The sequence below is a fragment of the Paenibacillus sp. FSL E2-0190 genome (assembly GCF_037992965.1).
Classification (GTDB): Bacteria; Bacillota; Bacilli; order Paenibacillales; family Paenibacillaceae; genus Paenibacillus_AQ; species Paenibacillus_AQ odorifer.
In genome coordinates this window covers 3,888,251-3,907,761 of the sequence record NZ_CP150306.1, presented here as the reverse complement: position 1 = coordinate 3,907,761, position 19,511 = coordinate 3,888,251, and the positions used below count along the sequence as shown (strand labels likewise).

At 46.1% G+C, this 19,511-nt stretch carries 15 protein-coding genes; 14 read left to right on the top strand and 1 reads right to left on the bottom strand.

Features of this window, described 5'->3' with window-relative positions:
• Positions 1 to 37: 37 nt before the first annotated feature.
• The 3 genes from NST25_RS17060 (at position 38) to NST25_RS17050 (ending at position 3,305) form a co-directional block, all read left to right on the top strand.
• The gene (locus tag NST25_RS17060; protein WP_051491532.1) at positions 38 to 1,060 is read left to right on the top strand and encodes an HD-GYP domain-containing protein; all 1,023 of its coding nucleotides are present in this window, start codon (positions 38 to 40) and stop codon (positions 1,058 to 1,060) included.
• A 226-nt stretch (positions 1,061 to 1,286) separates the two neighbouring features.
• Entirely contained in the window at positions 1,287 to 1,844 is a 558-nt protein-coding gene (locus NST25_RS17055; protein ID WP_036687755.1) for an outer spore coat protein CotE, read from the top strand.
• 150 nt (positions 1,845 to 1,994) lie between these two features.
• A complete protein-coding gene (locus NST25_RS17050) occupies positions 1,995 to 3,305 on the top strand; it encodes a hypothetical protein (RefSeq protein WP_340391890.1) in 1,311 nt (436 codons plus the stop codon).
• A 14-nt stretch (positions 3,306 to 3,319) separates the two neighbouring features.
• On the opposite strand, the gene NST25_RS17045 is transcribed toward NST25_RS17050, so the two are convergent.
• Positions 3,320 to 4,117 (bottom strand): GNAT family N-acetyltransferase, encoded by a 798-nt coding sequence (locus NST25_RS17045; RefSeq protein WP_076302620.1) that lies wholly within the window; start codon positions 4,115 to 4,117, stop codon positions 3,320 to 3,322.
• Between the two features lie 207 nt (positions 4,118 to 4,324).
• Here NST25_RS17045 and mutS point away from each other — a divergent pair, with 207 nt between their 5' ends.
• From mutS to NST25_RS16990, 11 genes are all read left to right on the top strand, one after another.
• Entirely contained in the window at positions 4,325 to 7,054 is a 2,730-nt protein-coding gene (gene mutS / locus NST25_RS17040) for a DNA mismatch repair protein MutS (RefSeq protein ID WP_340391889.1), read from the top strand.
• 42 nt (positions 7,055 to 7,096) lie between these two features.
• Positions 7,097 to 9,082, top strand: coding sequence for a DNA mismatch repair endonuclease MutL (gene mutL, locus NST25_RS17035; RefSeq protein ID WP_076190183.1), 1,986 nt, complete (start codon positions 7,097 to 7,099; stop codon positions 9,080 to 9,082).
• Positions 9,083 to 9,126: 44 nt separating this feature from the next.
• Positions 9,127 to 9,906: a class I SAM-dependent methyltransferase gene (locus tag NST25_RS17030; protein ID WP_076184446.1), complete on the top strand. Its 780-nt coding sequence runs from the start codon at positions 9,127 to 9,129 to the stop codon at positions 9,904 to 9,906.
• Complete coding sequence (miaA, locus tag NST25_RS17025) at positions 9,896 to 10,876, top strand: tRNA (adenosine(37)-N6)-dimethylallyltransferase MiaA (RefSeq protein WP_175619957.1); 981 nt, start codon at positions 9,896 to 9,898, stop codon at positions 10,874 to 10,876. The genes NST25_RS17030 and miaA overlap by 11 nt, the downstream gene beginning before the upstream one ends.
• Positions 10,877 to 10,895: 19 nt before the next feature.
• Positions 10,896 to 11,135, top strand: a complete 240-nt coding sequence (gene hfq / locus NST25_RS17020) for an RNA chaperone Hfq (protein WP_036687741.1) — start codon at positions 10,896 to 10,898, stop codon at positions 11,133 to 11,135.
• A 139-nt stretch (positions 11,136 to 11,274) separates the two neighbouring features.
• On the top strand, positions 11,275 to 13,833 hold the full coding sequence (locus tag NST25_RS17015) for a PBP1A family penicillin-binding protein (RefSeq protein ID WP_340391886.1): 2,559 nt from the start codon (positions 11,275 to 11,277) through the stop codon (positions 13,831 to 13,833).
• Positions 13,834 to 14,019: 186 nt separating this feature from the next.
• Positions 14,020 to 14,574 (top strand): DUF402 domain-containing protein, encoded by a 555-nt coding sequence (locus tag NST25_RS17010; RefSeq protein ID WP_076190185.1) that lies wholly within the window; start codon positions 14,020 to 14,022, stop codon positions 14,572 to 14,574.
• A 2-nt stretch (positions 14,575 to 14,576) separates the two neighbouring features.
• Positions 14,577 to 15,233: a YdcF family protein gene (locus NST25_RS17005; protein WP_076184444.1), complete on the top strand. Its 657-nt coding sequence runs from the start codon at positions 14,577 to 14,579 to the stop codon at positions 15,231 to 15,233.
• Between the two features lie 312 nt (positions 15,234 to 15,545).
• Positions 15,546 to 16,520, top strand: a complete 975-nt coding sequence (locus tag NST25_RS17000) for an AAA family ATPase (protein WP_076098759.1) — start codon at positions 15,546 to 15,548, stop codon at positions 16,518 to 16,520.
• 254 nt (positions 16,521 to 16,774) lie between these two features.
• A complete protein-coding gene (hflX, locus tag NST25_RS16995; protein ID WP_076128387.1) occupies positions 16,775 to 18,064 on the top strand; it encodes a GTPase HflX in 1,290 nt (429 codons plus the stop codon).
• A gap of 133 nt (positions 18,065 to 18,197) precedes the next feature.
• Positions 18,198 to 19,472: a methionine gamma-lyase family protein gene (locus NST25_RS16990; RefSeq protein ID WP_076184443.1), complete on the top strand. Its 1,275-nt coding sequence runs from the start codon at positions 18,198 to 18,200 to the stop codon at positions 19,470 to 19,472.
• Positions 19,473 to 19,511 lie beyond the last annotated feature (39 nt).

The window sequence follows — 19,511 nt, the reverse complement described above, 5'->3', positions numbered from 1 at the left end:
TTCATATACGAATTTTCCGCATTGGCAGGTGAGGCGTATGGACAAAGATATGGAATCATTTATCGGAAAACAACTTGTAGCTAACCTCTTTAATGACAAAGGAGTATTTGTTTTACCCGCATTGACTTTATTGAGTGCTGAACATATTAGATTAATTCGTCAACATAAGATCACTCTGGAATCTCATGACGTCGTCCAGCTGGATAGCGCGGAATTTTTCCAGCTCGCAATTGATGATTGTACAGCTGCGATTGAGAATATTTTTGAACAGATTCGTCATAACAAAAATAAAAGAATTCCTATGCTGGAAGTTAGAAATGAAGTGATTCCGTTTATCCAGCAGGTAAGCGAAAAGAATGACTTCTACGGAGTATTGGCTGCTTTGCAGACCAAAGATGATTATACATACAGACATAATGTAGCTGTGGGCATAATATCTACCTTGCTAGGCAAATGGCTGAAGCTAAAGTCTGAGGATTTGAGCATGTTGACCATTGCAGCGACTCTTCACGATATCGGCAAAATGAGAATCCCGGATGACATATTAACCAAGCCCGGTCCATTATCCGACGAAGAGTTTCAGCTGATGAAAAAGCATACGACCTTTGGGTATGAGATGATCAGGGATACGGTAGGCACAAACCATACCCAAGCGCTAGTAGCCTTACAGCATCATGAAAGAATGGACGGCAGTGGTTATCCATTTGGTGTGCTTGGAAACCGGATTACTGATTTCAGTAAAATCGTTGCTGTGGCTGATGTGTTTCACGCGATGACCTCCGACCGTTTTTATCGCAAAGCGGCTCCTTTATACGAAGTATTACTGCAAATGGAGGAGAGTGTGTTCGGTAAGCTCGACCCTTATATTTGCAGAGTGTTTATTAATAAGTTAATGCAGTCAATGCTAGGGAACGAAGTGGAATTGACAGATGGGCGAAAAGGAAAAATTGTTATGATTCTTGCTACAGACCCTTTGCGGCCACTGGTGAATATTGATGAGGATTTTATTGACTTAAGCAAACATAGATCGCTTGGAATTGTGCGGGTAATCCCGCAATAGCTGGTGTTTTAAGGTTTTTTGAGGGGGTAGGAATGGCTCTGGAACAGGTTGGACCATTTTTGGAATCTACTCATATATGTACAAATTTTGAAATAAAATGAACTATTAGTCTCCTGAAAAAGCCTTCTTGAGGGCTTACTCAAATTTATTTATAGTCTAACAATCAACAAATGCCTAGAACCTGCATACACTTGATAGTGAATGATTGTATGGAGGAGGTTCAAAGATGTCATTAAGCCATAAACGTCAAACAAGGGAGATCATTACGAAGGCAATTTGCGGCAAAGGTCGTAAGTTCTCTACAGCAACCCATACCGTGACTCCGCCACATCATCCGACTAGTATTTTGGGGGCTTGGATTATCAACCACCAATACGAAGCGGTTGCCGCCGGGAACGGAATCGAAGTAATTGGTACTTATGATGTAAACATCTGGTACTCGTACGACAAGAACAAGCAGACCGAGGTAGCAAAGGAAACAGTCTCTTATGTGGAGCTCATTCCGCTTTCCTACCTGGACACGAGACACCGCACTTCAACAGTTGAGGTCTCTGCGGAGGCAACGCAGGAACCCAACTGTGTAGAGGCGGGCGTATCGCCAGGCGGAGGCAGTGTGACACTTCGCGTAGAGCGCGAATTCGAAGTGGAGTTGGTGGCTGAGACCAAAGTCCGTGTGTATGTCACTGAGCAAAGTGATGATCCAGAAGACAAGGATTATGATTTTGAAGGTGATAGCTTCGATTACGATGATCTGGACCCTGACAATCTGGATGATGAGCTGTAAGGAAGGATACGCCGCCGTTAACTGAGTATCAATGGGTTATGGTCCATTATATGTAGGGAGTGCGGCGGCGTAGAGGGCGAATGCCCTCCTTTTTTTTATTTATTTTTAGGATGAAAAAAGGTTCACGCTCGGATGGAGGCGCTAAAGAGTATGAATGAAGGTCTTAAGGTGTATTCAGAATTGTCTGTGGCAGAGAGAGAGTCCAGATTGCTTAGAAGTGGGGTTGAAGCAACGCTGACGCCATCTGGAAAACATTTTGTCGATACATATGCTTCGGATGCTACTGAGAAGGGTCACAGGCAGTGTTATAAGATATTGGTTTATCATTTGACTGTCCTCCACATCTCTTTGCTTGGAGCAGGTCTTGGAATGCGTGCGGCCGCCGATAATTACAGCGAAGCTGTGAGGATTGCTAATGCCGAGAGCAATACCACGGGAGGCCGAGTGCGGGGAGAGCTTCGCGGGGTGATGAAATTGCTCCAGCGGATTGCTGTCCGCACGCTGTACAGCTTGGGGCTGGATAGCGGTGAGGTCCTGCTGAGGGCAATGGGGAACCGGAGGTATGTGGTGGAGGGAGTCACTCCACTAGTAAAGACCTCCGGGCAACGATTGCCCGAGCCTTATCGTTCCGCAGCGCTAGCGCTGGAACGAAAGCTGGCTCTGGAGCAGCCGGTCCGCAGCGGCCTGCTGATGGGCATGGACCCGGAGTTTATCATCCTCCGGGAATCCACCGGCCGCGTCGTGCCTGCGTCGCGGTACCTGCCCACGGACGGCGTCGCTGGCTGCGACGCCGGACCTCCGGGAACGCGCGGCGCGTTCCCGGTCGCCGAGCTGCGCCCTCAGCCGCGCGGGGAACCGCGCGCACTGCTGGCGCAGCTGATGTCCGCCGCGGCGCTGGCGGACCGGATCATCGCCGACCGCTCGCTGCGCTGGCTGGCGGGCGGTATGCCGCTGACGGGCTGGGCCCTCGGCGGCCATCTGCACTTCAGCGGCGTGACGCTGACGGCGCCGCTGCTGCGCGCGCTCGATAACTATCTCGCGCTGCCCATGCTTCTGCTCGAAGACGTCCGCGCAGGGGCGCGTCGTCCCCGATACGGCGTGCTCGGCGATTTCCGGACTCAGCCGCATGGCGGCTTCGAGTACCGGACCTTACCGAGCTTCCTGGTATCCCCGGTCATCGCTAAAGGCGCGGTCTATCTGGCTCACCTAATCGTGAGCCATTATGAGGACCTGACGCAACGCCCGCTCGACCGGGAAGACCTGCATATCGCCTACTACAGCGGCGATAAATCTCCGCTGCGCGCCGCAATCCCCCCATTGCTGGCGCAGCTGCGTTCCCTAGGCGGCTACGAGATTGCCGCCCCCTATATCGAGCCTTTATTCGACTATATTGCCGCTGAACGGACGTGGGATGAATCACGGGATATACGTGAGTTATGGTGCAGCAAAGTAAAAGTGTGATTTTACTATTTGGTCTACATGTTAACAATGGTCCATGAACCGATATCTTGAAAACCAAGTCGTTTATAAATAACTCCGGCATGTGGGTTGTCATAAAAGAGGCACAATGACTTTCCTTCATGGAGCAGGTCTGCACATAGCTGTGCCATTACGCGCGAAGCAAGGCCTTGCTCTCTGAATGCTTGATGTGTGGCAACCCCTACAATCATCGCTGACATGGAATTTTCCGCTGAAGTTGAAGCGGTGACAATGACCTTATCTTCCCGTTCCATATAATAGGTGCGGCCGGTGTTGCTTTCCAGCGTTTTACGCAGGCTGGTTCTTGAACCATTCCGGCTGCTTTCAAATTCTTCAATGGTATCCGTGAGTGCGCAAATCGCTTCTACATCCTGAACCGTAGCTTTTTTAATAGGCTCAGCTGAAGAGAAGGACTCACTTATTTTATTGTTCATTTCTTTTAATTCAGCAAAATACAGCTGTTTTACTTGTTTGAAATTAATTTCCCCGTCAAAAGCCTTCACCACCTCTGAGGCTCCGGAGATCATATGTATGTCATTATCCTTTCGGATAATCTCAGCGAACCCCTCGACATCAAAAGGGCCATCTGCATAAGGAAGGTAACTTCTATAGAAGCGCAGCAGAGCGGCTTTTATCCGCCCGTCGGCTGGGTCAATCTCTCCCCATAAATCCATGAAATCCTGCTCAAACCCAAAATTCTCCACATCGCCAATGATAAATAAATTAAGCGCCGGCTCTTTCCGCAGCAATGCCATCAGCAGCTCTTGATCATCCTTCGTTAGCTTTCGTATCATATTGTATTCTCCTTTGATTTTTTTATGGGCTGACGCTCTGTGTTAAGATTTTACAATATTTAAAAGCAGAAGAATATACCTCAAGTAAGTGTTTGTCTGATAAGTATTCTAGTCTTTCGTTGTACTAATGTGAGGTTTCAGGGTAACTTTGTCCATCAATTTTCTGTTATAATGGGGGACAGCATTAAATAGGCATGGAGGTTGACCATGGCACAATATACGCCGATGATAGAGCAATATTTAAAGGTAAAGGAAGGGGCTAAGGATGCCTTCCTATTTTTTAGACTGGGCGATTTCTATGAAATGTTCTTTGAAGATGCCATTTTGGCTTCCAAGGAGCTTGAGATTACGTTGACAGGCCGCGAAGGCGGGGGCGAGGAGAAAATCCCTATGTGTGGAGTGCCTTACCACGCCGCCGAGGGATATATTCAACGCCTGATAGAAAAAGGATATAAAGTCGCCATTTGTGAGCAGTTAGAGGATGCTTCAGTCACTAAAGGCATGGTGAAGCGGGATATTGTACGCGTCGTGACACCAGGAACCGTGATGGATGGAAAAATCATTGCTGACAAGAGCAATAACTACCTCGTTTGCGTCACCGAAAGTGACGGAATGATGGCATTAGCTGCCTGCGATTTAACAACTGGTGAGCTGTATGTTACTTCGGTATTATCTGGAGCCGAATGGCTGCGTGATGAGATTGGCATTTATGAACCGGCTGAGATCATCGGAGACGCTGCACTTTTGGAGATCCTGCGAAGCGAAACGCCGCTGTTAGCCAAACCTGTAGTTTACACCCCTTGGGAGAAACGCGAGGAGGAGCTGGCACGTCGTCAGTTCGGTGAAGCGGCATGGGTACGTCTAGAGAAGGAACGTGGACAATGTCTGGCGCTTCTGATCTCTTATCTGAATGAGACCCAGCGGCGTTCGTTAGGGCAGCTTAGTCAGATTTCTCCTTATGAACCAGGCAATTATATGATTCTAGATCCATTTACACGCCGGAATCTTGAACTAACCGAGACGGTTCGCGAACGCTCCAAAAAAGGATCCCTGCTCTGGCTGCTGGATCGAACGGAAACGTCGATGGGCGCCCGTCTGTTGCGCCGCAGAATTGATAAGCCGCTATTGCAGCGAGCTCCGATCGAACGGCGCCTAGAGGCTGTCGATTATTTGTACAATCAGTTTATCGTTCGCGAGGACCTGCGTTTAGCGCTTAAAGAAATTTATGATTTGGAGCGTTTGGTGGGTCGTATTGCTTTTGGCAGCGCCAATGGCCGTGATATGAATGCTCTGAAATTATCGCTGGCACAAATTCCTGCATTGAAGGATTTATGTATGACCTCCGGTTCAGCTACTTTACGAGAGATCGGTGCAAGTATGGATGAATGCGCTGAGCTGCGAGAGGATATTGACCGCGCAATCGTCGAGGATGCCCCGGTGTCTGTGCGCGACGGTGGCATTATCTGTTCCGGTTATCATGAACGTTTGGACGAGCTTAGGGAAGCTAGCAGTAACGGTAAACGTTGGATCGCTGAACTGGAAGCTAAGGAAAGACAGGCCACTGGCATTAAGTCACTGAAGATCGGCTATAACAAAATCTTCGGGTATTTCATAGAGATCACCAAATCCAATCTGGCTGCACTGCCGGAAGGAAGATATGAACGTAAGCAGACGCTTGCCAACGCAGAGCGTTTTGTCACTCCTGAGCTTAAGGAGAAGGAAGCACTCATCCTTGAAGCTCAGGATAAAATGACGGATTTGGAATACAGCCTCTTTACCGAACTGCGTGATCGCATCAGCGGGCAAATTCCCCGCCTGCAAAATCTTGCGGAAAAGGTTGCCGAGATTGATGTGTATCAATGCTTGGCGGCAGTTAGTGCCGAACATCGTTTTGTGAAGCCAGTCCTTTCGGATGGTTATGATCTTCGGCTTGAAGGGGGCCGTCATCCCGTTGTGGAGGCGGTGCTTAAAGATTCTGCTTTTATTGCAAATGGAAGCACGCTGAGTAAGGAAGAAGGTAATATTCTTCTAATTACAGGTCCTAATATGGCGGGAAAAAGTACTTACATGCGTCAGGTGGCGCTGATCTGCATCATGGCTCAGATTGGATGTTTTGTACCAGCAAACAGTGCTGAAGTTCCGCTTATAGACCGGATTTTCACTCGTATTGGAGCAGCTGATGATTTGATCGGTGGACAAAGTACATTTATGGTGGAAATGGCTGATATCCAGGTTATGACAGAGAAAGCAACAGCTCGTAGCTTGATTATTATTGATGAGCTGGGAAGAGGTACCTCGACCAGTGAAGGTATGGCCATCGCTCAGGCGGTTATTGAATATGTACATGATGTTATTTCTTGCAAAGCTCTAGTTTCGACGCATTTTCATGAATTGGCTCATTTGGAAGGAAGTCTTAAAGGACTGCGGAATTACTCTATGGCTGTTCAAGAGAGCGGTGATAAAGTTAACTTCCTGCGCAAGCTAGTTCCTGGAGCGGCTGACAGCAGCTATGGGATCTATTGTGCACGTCTTGCGGGTCTTCCTGAAGGGATTATTGACCGAGCTTATGGTCTCTTGCAGAGCATTGAGCAGGCAGCCCATCCTGGTGGTTCTGAACTTCATTACGGGGGAAGCCTCGAAAGACAGGCGGCTGTAAGAGAAGTTGCTAGCGCATCCTCGATAGCGCAAGCCGTAAGTGTCATCACTGAGGCACCTGTAGAAAATGAGGTTGTTCAGTTGTCTATCTTTGGTGAGGAAGAACCACGCAAGAATCGCAAAGGTAGTGCACATCAAGTTGCGGTAACCGAAATCCAAGAGAATCCTGCGCTAAAAGAGTTCATTTCTTCTGTGCGTGACGCTGATCTTATGAATATGACGCCGCTGCAGGCGATGAGTCTGTTGAACGAGCTGAAGATGAAGGTTAAGGATCTGCAATAAAGATTTTATAATAATTGATTGCCTAAATAAGAGGTGAATGAAATGGCCAAAATTCATATATTGGACGAGCATATTGCCAACCAGATAGCTGCGGGTGAAGTAGTAGAGCGGCCAGCTTCTGTTGTAAAGGAGCTTGTCGAGAATGCAATTGACGCTGGCAGTACAAGAATTGAGGTATCGGTAGAAGAGGGGGGCTTGCAGAGCATCCGCGTTAAAGATAATGGCTCCGGGATTGATCCTGAAGATTGCGAGACCGCCTTTTACCGTCATGCTACAAGTAAAATTCTGAATGGCCGCGATCTATTTCAAATCACAAGCTTAGGCTTCCGCGGAGAGGCACTTCCCAGTATTGCCGCGGTCTCCAAGGTATCGCTTCTAACTGCAACTGCCGATGACGGCAAAGGGCGGCTAGTAGACATTGAGGGTGGCAATCTCATGCGAAATGAGGACGCTCCATCCGGCCGGGGAAGTGATCTTGCCGTTCGTGAATTGTTTTTTAATACGCCGGCAAGGCTGAAATATATGAAGAGTATTCAGACGGAGCTGGGACATATCTCAGATGCCATGTACCGCATGGCGCTGGCTCATCCGGGGATCTCTTTTACCTTGCATCATAATGGCAATCAGCTGCTGCATACGCTCGGAAATGGTGATCTGCTGCAGGTCATCGCAGCTGTTTACGGAACCAATGCCGCCAAAGCAATGCTGCCGATTACGGCAGAAGACTTGGATTACCGGATTTCCGGATATATTAGTCGTCCAGAATGGACACGTTCCAATCGAAATGCAATCACTACTATTGTCGGTGGACGTTATATTCGCAGTAATGGACTGAACGCAGCCATCATGCGTGCTTATCACACCTTGCTTCCGATTAACCGTTATCCGTTATTAGTTCTTGAACTGGATATGCACCCCTCTTTGGTAGATGTCAATGTACATCCAGCAAAACTCGAGGTTAGATTCAGTAAAGAGAATGAGCTTTACACCTTTGTTGAGCAGGAGATCCGCAAAATACTGCTGGGGCAAAGTCTGATTCCACGTCCAAGCAAGGAAACAATCGGACCCAAGGGCAGCAGCTCCTTTATCCAGGAGCAATTTGCTTTTTCCAAAGGAGCTGTTCCGCCGTCATCTTCGAATGGTGATGAGAAGGATACAGCCCCTACGGGATCTGCCAGCTTCTTAAGTGGACTACAGTCATCGAACCTTGACCGTAATTCCCGTGATTTTAGCAAGGAAGGTCAGGCAGATCATCAGGTGGCTCGCGAGGTAGCTCCAGCTTACGGGTCAGGCTATCCGTCTTCATCTTCGCAGGGGCGCCAAACTAATGCGAATACTAGTTATTCCAATAGCTATCGCCCGCAAGAAACGTCAATGGCGCAGAAGCAGCTCCCTTCGGTTGAGAAGCTATGGGCTCCACCACAACAAGAAGAGCCTGGACTTCCAGCCTTTCCTGAGCTTAATTATATAGGCCAGCATCATGGGACCTATATCATAGCCCAGAATGATGGAGGACTCTATTTAATCGATCAGCATGCGGCACATGAACGTATTAATTACGAATACTTCTATGAGAAATTTGGTCGGCCGGAGGATGCCTCACAGGAGCTGTTACTGCCGATTACACTGGAGTTCACGCCTTCTGAAAGTCGTCAGCTTAGTGAACGTCTACATTGGTTTCAGCAGGCCGGGGTATACCTTGAGCACTTTGGCGGACAGACCTTTCTTGTTCGTTCTTTGCCCTATTGGTTTCCTGAAGGGGATGAGAAGGCGGTCGTTGAAGAAATGGCGGAGTGGGTCTTAAGCGAACGTATGATTGATCTTGCGAAGCTGCGAGAAAAGTCATCGATTCTGTGTTCATGTAAAGCCTCGATTAAGGCCAACCATAAACTAACAGAACAGGAAGTGGAGGCTCTGTTGTCCCGACTGGCAGAGTGCAAACAACCGTATACTTGCCCACATGGACGGCCGATTGTGATCTCTTTTTCATCCTATGATTTAGAGAAATTGTTCAAGCGGGTTATGTAATTATACATTTTTTGAAATTTGTTAAGAGCAAGACTGGAGGCACCATGATTATAACTACGGGGTATAGCCCGATAATGGAAATAGTAGAACGCGCGCAAAGCCTTGCGGAGAGAACGGGTTGTAGTTATGCTCCACGTGAGAAGCTCTCCATTACAAGGATGGTTGAACATTACGGAGATGAGGATATTCTGATTCTATCTCAGGACGCTGTTCGACTACACCGCTTAGGAATGGAGCCTATGGAGTTTCATCCGAGCATGGGCTTCGTTCGCGCTAAACGAATTCTAAAGGGTGAGATCGAGCCGATGCTTGTTGCGGCTCGAATGCTTCCCGGAGATAGCGTATTGGATTGTACAGCTGGATTAGGAGCTGACTCCTTACTGTTTGCTGTACATGGTGGTGAGTCCTCAGAGGTTACCGCTTTGGAGAGCTCATTACCGCTGTACGCACTGCTCAGTGAAGGGATGTCTCATTACACCTCTGGGCAAGTAAAGGTCAATGAGGCTTTACGCAGAGTTAATGTCGTGCATAGTGAACATTTGGATTATTTACGGTCTCAACCAGATCGAAGTGTGGATATTGTTTACTTTGATCCTATGTTTCGCGTGCCTCTGACGGGTTCTGCCTCGATTTCCCCGCTGCGGCAATTCGCTAACCGTGCAGCCTTATCGACAGAGAGTGTAGCCGAAGCGGTTAGGGTCGCCCGTAAGACTGTTCTTTTAAAAGAAAAGGCTTTGAGTGGCGAATTTGAACGTCTAGGGTTTACTGAGCTGCTCCGAAGCAACTCCAAAACATCGTACGGGGTGATACACATTGACAACTAAAGAAAGGCATAAGGTTCTAGTGCTGTTAGGACCAACTGCCGTAGGCAAAACCCGGTTAAGTCTGGAGCTGGCAGCGGCTTATAACGCTGAGATTATTTCCGGCGATTCGATGCAGGTTTATCGTGGTATGGATATTGGTACAGCTAAGATTACACCCGCCGAAATGAACGGCATTCCCCATCACCTGATCGATATTCATGATCCGCAGGATGCGTATTCTGCCGCTGAATTTCAAGAGCAGGGCACTAGACTCATCGAGGAGATAAGCGCTAGAGGGAAGCTTCCCTTTATCGTAGGGGGGACTGGACTGTATATTGAGTCTTTATGTTACGGCTTTCAGTTCTCGGAAGCAGTGGCTGATGAAGCTTTCCGTAAAGAGCAGGATCAATTTGCGGAAGAACATGGAGCGCTTGCACTGCATGCCAGACTCGAGGCGGTTGATCCAGTCAGCGCAGCCAAACTTCATCCTAACGACCGTCGCAGAATTATCCGTGCACTGGAAATTCAACACCAGACAAACACTACACTTTCCGCTTCTCATGCTGCTCAAAAGAAGGAATCTCCCTATGACTTATGTCTCATAGGTTTGACAATGGACCGGAAAATACTATATAAACGTATTGAGGACCGAATTGATAGCATGCTGGCGGATGGTCTCGTTGCTGAGGTGAAGGGACTGCTGGATAACGGTTACAGCAGAAGCCTTGTGTCCATGCAGGGATTGGGTTACAAGGAAATTGCCGCTTACCTGGCGGGAGAGCTGACGCTGGAAGAAGCTGTGATACTGCTTAAACGCGATACTCGCCGATTCGCCAAAAGACAGTTGTCATGGTTTCGCCACATGAAGGAAATCGAGTGGATCGATGTCGAAGGTGAACAAAACTTTTCTGAGAATTTCTCAAAAATACGTGGTATAATAGCAGGAAAGTTTCTCTCAGGTCTTGAATATACTTCTGAACAATCTAATTGAACCATTGGGGGTACGTCATATGAACAAGTCCATTAACATCCAAGATACATTCTTGAACCAACTACGCAAAGAAAATATCCCTGCTACGGTATATCTGACCAACGGTTTTCAAATCCGGGGAATAATTAAAGCATTCGACAATTTTACAATCGTCATTGACAGTGATGGACGCCAGCAAATGGTGTATAAACACGCAATTTCCACGTTCACACCACAACGTAGTGTATCACTGATGCAAGACAGCAGTAGTGAAGAATAACATTTATCAAAAATGAATTGAAACCTTTCTTGTTTATAAATCGTTTGAATAGAGTGTGAGAGAGCAACCTGTGAAGGTTGTTCTTTTCATTCATGGCAGACCATTTATGTTTATTTCCGAAAGGGAGTCAGGAGGCATTATGTCTAGAGACGATACATCCAGGACGAATCACAATAGAGATAGAGGATCGTCCAGTTCCAAATCAAAACCAAAATCAAAAACAAAAAAGAAAAAGAAATTTTTGACGAAGAAGCGTGTGCTGTGGAGCTTGTTCTTCGCTACGGCATTGGCCATTTTCTGTGCATTAGGTGGATATCTGTTCATTATGCTAAATGGTCAAAAGCTTCTGCTTGAGAACCAGGATAAGCTAACAGTGAATGAAACGACTAAGGTATATGACCGCAATGCTAATTTAATCGGCGAATTATCACTGGAGAAAAGTGATCCAGTAGAGTATGAAGAAATTCCACCGTTATTGGTTAACGCTTTTGTAGCCACAGAGGATAAACGTTTCTTCGAACATTCTGGTGTGGATTTATGGTCGATTGGCCGGGCAGCAGTAAAGGATATAGCCGCACGAAGTATGGTAGAGGGCGGTAGTACCATTACTCAACAGCTCGCCAAAAACATCTTCCTGACACGGGACAAGACGTTTTTCCGTAAAGCAACTGAGGTGTCGATTGCCGTAGCCCTGGAGAATCAGAAATCTAAAGAAGAGATTATTACCATGTATCTGAACCGGATTAACTTCGGGGGTACAATTTACGGAATTAAAGCAGCATCAGTAAGATATTTTGGTAAAAGTGATTTGAGTCAGCTTAAGGTTTGGGAAATCGCGACATTGGCGGCCATGCCAAAAGGCCCGTCTCGTTACAACCCGCTGCGTAACCCTGATCTTTCGAAGGAACGCCGGGCAGTAGTGCTTCAGCTTATGTATGAGCAAGGGTACATTACGGAGCAGGAAAGAGACGAAGCAAAAGCCGTAGATTATAACTATAAGCCGCCAGAAAAGAAACAGCGTTATCAAGCATTTATTGATTTTGCAGTAGATGAGGCGGAAGAAAAATTTGGATTGTCAGAAGATGATCTGAATATCGGCGGATACAAAATTTACACTACCATGGATAAGCATGCTCAAGAAACGGTTGAAGATGCTTTTGCAGATAGTGATAATTTTGAAAAGAGTGTAGATGAAGAGCTGGTACAAGGCTCGATGACGATTGTGAATCAGGAGAATGGCAGCATTGTCGCACTCCTTGGCGGACGGAATTATGAGAAAAAAGGCTACAGTCGTGTAACTGGCAGCCGTCGTTCTCCAGGTTCTGCTTTCAAACCAATTGTCTCTTATGCTCCAGCGCTGGAAACTGGGAAATTCACCATGAATTCAACGCTAAGCAACGAGAAGCAATGTTTCGCGAACTATTGTCCAACCAACCTGCACGGATATTCTAAGAGCATCAACATGAGTGATGCCATTCAGAAATCAGAGAATATTCCGGCTGTTTGGCTGCTCAATGAAATTGGTGTGAATACCGGATTTAAATTTGCCAAGAAACTAGGCATTGGATTGGAAGATGAGGATAAGAACCTCTCGCTGGCTCTTGGAGGCATGAGCAAAGGGACCAATACGCTGGAAATGGCGCAAGCCTACAGCGCTTTTGCAAATGGCGGCGAACTAAGAGAGGCTTATTCCATTAAATCCATCTCTGACAGCAGTGGTGAGACGGTCTACAAAGCGAATACAACGCCTGAGCGAGTGATGAGTAAGGAAACAGCTTATCAAATGACTGAGATGATGCAGAAGGTCGTGGAGAGCGGTACGGGTAGAAAAGCTAGGATTGACCGTCCTGTTGCCGGTAAGACCGGTACGACGCAAAGTGGATATTCTGGAATCAGCTCGAACCGTGATGTATGGTTTGTAGGCTATACGCCAGAATGGACTGCAGCAGTCTGGATGGGTTACGACAAGCCAAGTAAAAAGCATCTGCTTAAGAACAGCAGTCCGCTTGCCGCTGCTTTCTGGGGTAAGGTCATGGAGGAAGCGCTGAAGGATGTTCCTAAGAAATCCTTCCCGCAGCTCGATAACGAGATTGCTCCTGAGCCTACTGAAACACCAGAAACAGCTCAGACCGTTACTGGACTATCAGCAGCATATGATCCTTCTACGATGACTGTAAATCTCAATTGGGAGGCAGTTCCTGTTGCCGGCGTTGAGTATCGTATTTATCGTAGAGAGACATCGGAAGCTGAATTTGGCTCACTGTTAAATACAGTGACTACCAGCGCAGGCGATTTTAGTGCACTGCCTGGTTTGGTTTACGAGTATTATGTAACTTCTTATGACCCTGCGCTAAAAGTGGAGAGCGAACCCTCCAATGTGGTTAGTGTATCCGTGCAGGATGAAATGCCGACCCCTGAACCCACCATAGATCCTAATCTTCCGACCCCGACCCCCGAGGACGGTGGCAACAACGGAGAGAATGGAAATGGTGGCAATAACGGAGGCGGCAATGAGGGTGGCGGAAATGACGGTGGTACTACAATCCCTGAAATCACCCCGCCACCGCCAACACCAATGCCGACCCCAACTCCAGAACCCACTATCGGTGGAGAGAGTTCCGGCGATGAGAGTGGGAATGTATCCACAAACCCTGATCCAGAGACAGGTTTTGTGAACGGGGATTCTTCCACTCAATAAAACGAATTTGAATTTCAAACAATAGCTTTATCCATGGCAGTCCAGCTTTGCTTTATTTATAGAGCGAAGCTGGACTGCCGTTTTTATTAGGTTTAGAAGAAAAATTTCTTGTATTTTGCGGGATATTTTGAGTGTATCCTCTAAATGTGTTAAGCTGAATAGACCATACTGGAGAGGGTAATTTCTATGAAACGTAAATTCGGAGACCGGGCCAACTGGCGCCGGATTACGCGTCGCCATTTTGCCTGCCGCTATGTGGAGAGCCGGGAATTCAGCGGATATATTACGCTTTATACCATCTACGGGCTGAAAGAACCACTGTGGAAGAGCTATGGACGACATACATATCGTATTGCAGATAAAGGTTATTCCTGGCTGCAATATTTTCCGAAAGATAGTCACTATATTGTGACGGCTATGTTCGACGAAAAACAAAATATTGTTCAATGGTACATAGACACCTGTAAAGTGCAAGGCGTTACTGACCAAGGTGTGCCTTGGTTTGACGATTTGTATCTGGACGTGGTAGTACTTTGGAACGGCGAGGTGTTTTTGCTCGATGAGGATGAACTGGAGGAAGCACTGGAGAGGCAAGACATCTCAGAAAACGATTATAAGCTAGCCTGGGAGACTGCCCATACTATTTTACGTGGCATCGATGCTCATGCTTTCCCTTATTTCTCACTCTCTTTGAAACATCGTGCCGAATTATTTCATCATGGAGAATTCAGGAGGAAATAAAGATGGAATGGTACGTTTATGGAAGAGACTCTTCCCCGATTCGGATTGTTCGCAAAAAACGCCGAATTTGGTCTAAACGAACGTTGCTTATTGCTTTAATGGTTATTGTTGTAGTTGGTTTGTTGTGGTGTGCGTACGCATTGAGGAATATCAATAAAGCTGCAACGACAGATCCTATGCTCAAAGCCGATACAGGGATCATTCTTGGCATGTCGATGTGGGGAGATGAACCTAGCCCGGGATTGAAGGAACGATTGGATTACGGGCTTAAGCTTTACCAAGAGGGGATGTTCCCGCATTTCATAGTTTCTGGAGGTTTGGATAAACCTGATCTTAAATATACCGAAGGTCAAGGCATGCGCAATTATTTAGTAGCTCATGGAGTTCCGGATAGCGCCATTTCTGTTGAAAATAAAGCTACCAGCACTTACGAGAATCTTCTGTATAGCAAATCAATTATGACAAGTGAGGGATTGTCCTCAGCAATTATTATTACGCATACATATCATGGATGGCGTTCACACGAAATCGCGGACGAGCTCGGTTATGTGAATTCTGAACTGGGGCTTACTGAATCCACTGTTCTGTCGATGACAAGGCATAAGTCGCGTGAAATTCTAGCCTATACGAAATGGAAAATCCAGCAGTTGTTCCTGTAATTGTTCCCAAATATCAGAATCTTCTAACAATGCTTCCTATTCCGGAAGAGACTTGATTAGAAAAGCCAGCCCCCAAATGGACTAAACTCTAAAGGGGGGCTATTTGTTATTTGTAAAAATAATGGGGTTGTGAAATGATAAAAAAATAAATGTCTGCTTATGACTTTTATGCATTTCGGTCATTCTATCCTCGTGTACCATCGTAGAAGATGCGAGAGATGGCAGGGAATCCAATGTCGAAACCCCATTCTTTAAAACAAGTGCATGATGTCATTCAGTTATTGCATATAATGCTCTAACGAGGTGATTACAATGGGTGAAGAAAATTTAAGAAAGATAACCATTAATGATTCCAGAATGAATATAACTTTCAAAAATCAAGACCCAACAAATATTACGAATGAAACATTGGAGAGCGCGCTGGCTCAAAATAATCATTTAGAATCTACAAAAGAAATCCTGCAAGAGCTTCATGAGCTTATCGGTCTTGAAAAGGTGAAGGATCTTATATATGAAATTCATGCGCTTATCCAAGTGGAAAAAATGAGACAAGAACTGGGGTTAAATGTAGTTAATCAGGTTTATCATATGTTGTTTAAAGGCAACCCCGGGACTGGGAAGACAACTGTAGCAAGAATCGTTGCCAAGCTGTTAAAGAATATGGGCATATTAAGTAAAGGTCAATTAATCGAAGTAGAGAGAGCGGATTTAGTGGGGGAATACATAGGGCATACAGCTCAAAAGACCAGAGACCTTGTTAAGAAGGCTATGGGTGGCGTATTATTCATTGACGAGGCTTATAGCTTGGCTAGAGGCGGGGATAAAGATTTTGGAAAAGAGGCAATCGACTGTCTTGTAAAGGTTATGGAGGACAGGAATGATGATCTCATCATTATCTTAGCGGGTTATCCAAATGAAATGGAGATGTTCATGGAGGCTAATACCGGGCTTCCCTCACGATTTCCAATTCAACTCGATTTTCAGGACTACACAACAGATGAACTGATATTGATTGCACATAAAATGGCTGCTGAAAGAGACTATATAATTACTCCAGAAACAAACGGGAAACTAAAAGAGTTAATCCTTAATGAGAAAATTATTGAAGAAAACTTTAGTAATGCCCGTTATGTACGCAATATCCTCGAACAGGCAATCCGCCATCAAGCGGTTAGATTAATAAGCAGGCATGTCAAAATATCTAAACAATCTTTGATGGAGATCTTACCGAGAGACCTTGTTCTTCCGGTCGATGATTATTCAAAAGGGGAGAGTATAATCTCTTAAATAAATTGACACCGGCTAAGTTTATACGTGCTTAGTCGGTTTATCTTTTATAAAAGATTGAAGATTATCATAATGAAAATGCGGACAGAATGGTGAGCCGTTCCATTATCAGCCTATATTACCAATGAAACTTATGATAAAATGTCTTGAAGCGCTGTGAATGAACAGGTTCATCTGTATAACATCAGCAAGAAGTGAAAAACTGATTAAATGGTACACAAAGATTCTATTACCGTCATAAGGAGCATGAATAAATGGCAATAACTACGCATGATACAGAAACGGATATTCAAGATCGGGCGATATTGGTCACTCTCGTCACAGATAAAATTAAACGTACCGGTATTGACCCAGAGCTTTCTCTGCAGGAATTAGTACAATTAGCAGAAACAGCAGGTGTTGAAGTCCTGGATGTGTTGCGTCAGAATAAGGAAACACCGGATTCAAAATGGTTTATCGGGAAAGGTAAAGTAGAAGAGCTTCGCATGGCCGCTGATGGTCTTGGAGCTAATACGGCTATTTTTGATCAGGAATTATCTGGAGCGCAGGTACGGAACCTTGAAGAGTCTCTGGATCTGAAGATTATTGATCGGACGCAGCTTATTTTGGATATTTTTGCTGGGCGGGCCAAAACACGAGAGGGTATTATTCAAGTAGAGCTGGCACAGCTGTCCTATCTTTTGCCGCGGTTATCCGGTCAAGGCAAAAACTTATCCAGATTAGGCGGGGGGATAGGAACCAGAGGACCAGGTGAAAGTAAGCTTGAGACCGATCGCCGTCATATTCGCGGTCGGATTACGGAGTTGAAACGCCAGTTGGATGAGGTAGTTAAAACCCGTGAATTGCACCGTGAACGCCGCCGTAAAGCAGGGGCAGTGCAGGTTGCTCTAGTCGGCTACACGAATGCTGGTAAATCGACGCTGCTTAAGCAGCTTACGGATGCGGATGTTTATATTGAGAATCAATTGTTTGCTACGCTTGACCCTACTTCACGTGTGCTTCAACTAACGGGTGGCAAAGAGGTAGTGCTTACGGATACTGTAGGCTTCATTCAGAATCTTCCGCATGATCTTGTAGCATCTTTCCGCGCAACGCTGGAGGAAGTCAATGAGGCCAATCTGGTGTTGCATGTAGTGGATGCCTCATCTCCAATGCGTGAGGAGCAGATGGAGATTGTGCAAACTATTTTGCAAGATTTAGGGGCAGCCAGCAAACCGCAAATAGTACTTTTTAATAAAATCGATCTATGTGAGCCTGAGCAACTGGAAATGCTGCCAACAGGCACAGGGTTTTTGAAAATCAGTGCGTTTAACCCGGAGGATTTAACCCGGATTATTGAAATTATCTCTGATGAGTTGGCTGGAGATACGCTGAATTTTCGCATTCCTGGAGACCGAGGCGATATTTCTTCTCTGCTTTACAGAGTAGGTGAGGTTCTGGAAACCACCTATGATGAGAACGATGTTATCTATAACGTCCGTCTTAATAAAGAGGATTATGATAAATGGGGTTACATGCTTGCTGATTTTGTGGACCAGCCGTAATCTTCTTTGTTCCCCTAAAGTGGAAATGCTTGTTGTATAGGTATAAAATAATAGCTAATGACAAAAAGCGTCAGGCAACTGTCGCTTTCTGTCATTATGATGGCAAGTAAATGTAAGGAGCGAATAAGAACTAATGGCAGTTTTTGCAGAAGATATTTTAGGAGCGGCAGAGTCCGCAGAAGTTGAAATCGAAGGTGCAGTCAAAGCCCTCGATCGAATTGTCGATAAGAATCAATGGAAGGTTATTGAAGCGTTTCAACGTCATCAGGTCAGTGATTATCATTTTGCGGGTTCAACGGGGTATGCTTACAACGACCGTGGACGCGAAGTGCTGGATCTTGTCTATGCTGACGTTTTTGGTGCGGAATCAGCTTTGGTGCGCCCGCATTTTGCTTCAGGAACACATACCATTTCAACAGCCCTCTTTGGTGTACTGCGACCAGGAGACGAGCTTTTATACATCACAGGTCGTCCGTACGATACCTTACACAAGGTGATTGGCCAAGCAGGAGATGGGACAGGCTCACTCGCAGACTTCGGAATTACATATCGGGAAGTTGCCCTTACATCAGAGGGTAAGATTGATTGGGAAGAGGTAACTCTCTCTATTAATGAGAAAACTAAAGTAATTGGAATCCAAAGATCGCGTGGTTATGATTGGCGTGCTTCCTTCACAGTAGCCGAAATAGGTGACATGACAGCGAGAGTGAAGTCATTGAAACCGGATGTTATTGTGTTCGTTGATAATTGCTATGGTGAGTTTACTGAAGAGCTTGAGCCTCCGCAGGTTGGAGTGGATCTAGTAGCGGGTTCATTAATTAAAAATCCTGGTGGTGGAATTGCTGAGACGGGTGGATACATCTGTGGGCGCAGAGATCTAGTAGAGCTTACAGCGTACCGTCTTACAGCTCCTGGTATCGGCGGCGAGGTAGGCGCAATGTTAGGAACTACCCGCGGGTTATACCAAGGCCTATTCATGGCTCCGCATACAGTTGGACAAGCCCTTAAAGGCAGTATTTTTGCGGCAGCTGTATTTCAGCGCTGCGGGTTTGAGACGAAACCAGCGTGGAATGAACCTCGTACAGATTTGATTCAGGCGGTTTCCTTTGATGGACCGGATCACTTGATTGCCTTCGTGCAGGGAATTCAACGTGCTGCGGCGGTAGACAGCCATGTAGTTCCAGAACCATGGGATATGCCGGGATATGAACATCCTGTCATCATGGCGGCAGGTACGTTTATACAAGGTGGTAGCTTAGAGTTATCGGCAGATGCGCCTATCCGTGCGCCTTATATTGGCTATATGCAAGGGGGATTAACCTACTCCCATGTCAAATATGGCGTTTTGATGGCACTCCAAAGTATGCGTGATCGAAAATTACTGTCAGAAAATCTTACACACCATTGACACGCTGTATTAGGAAATGTACAATGAGATCAGAAAAAG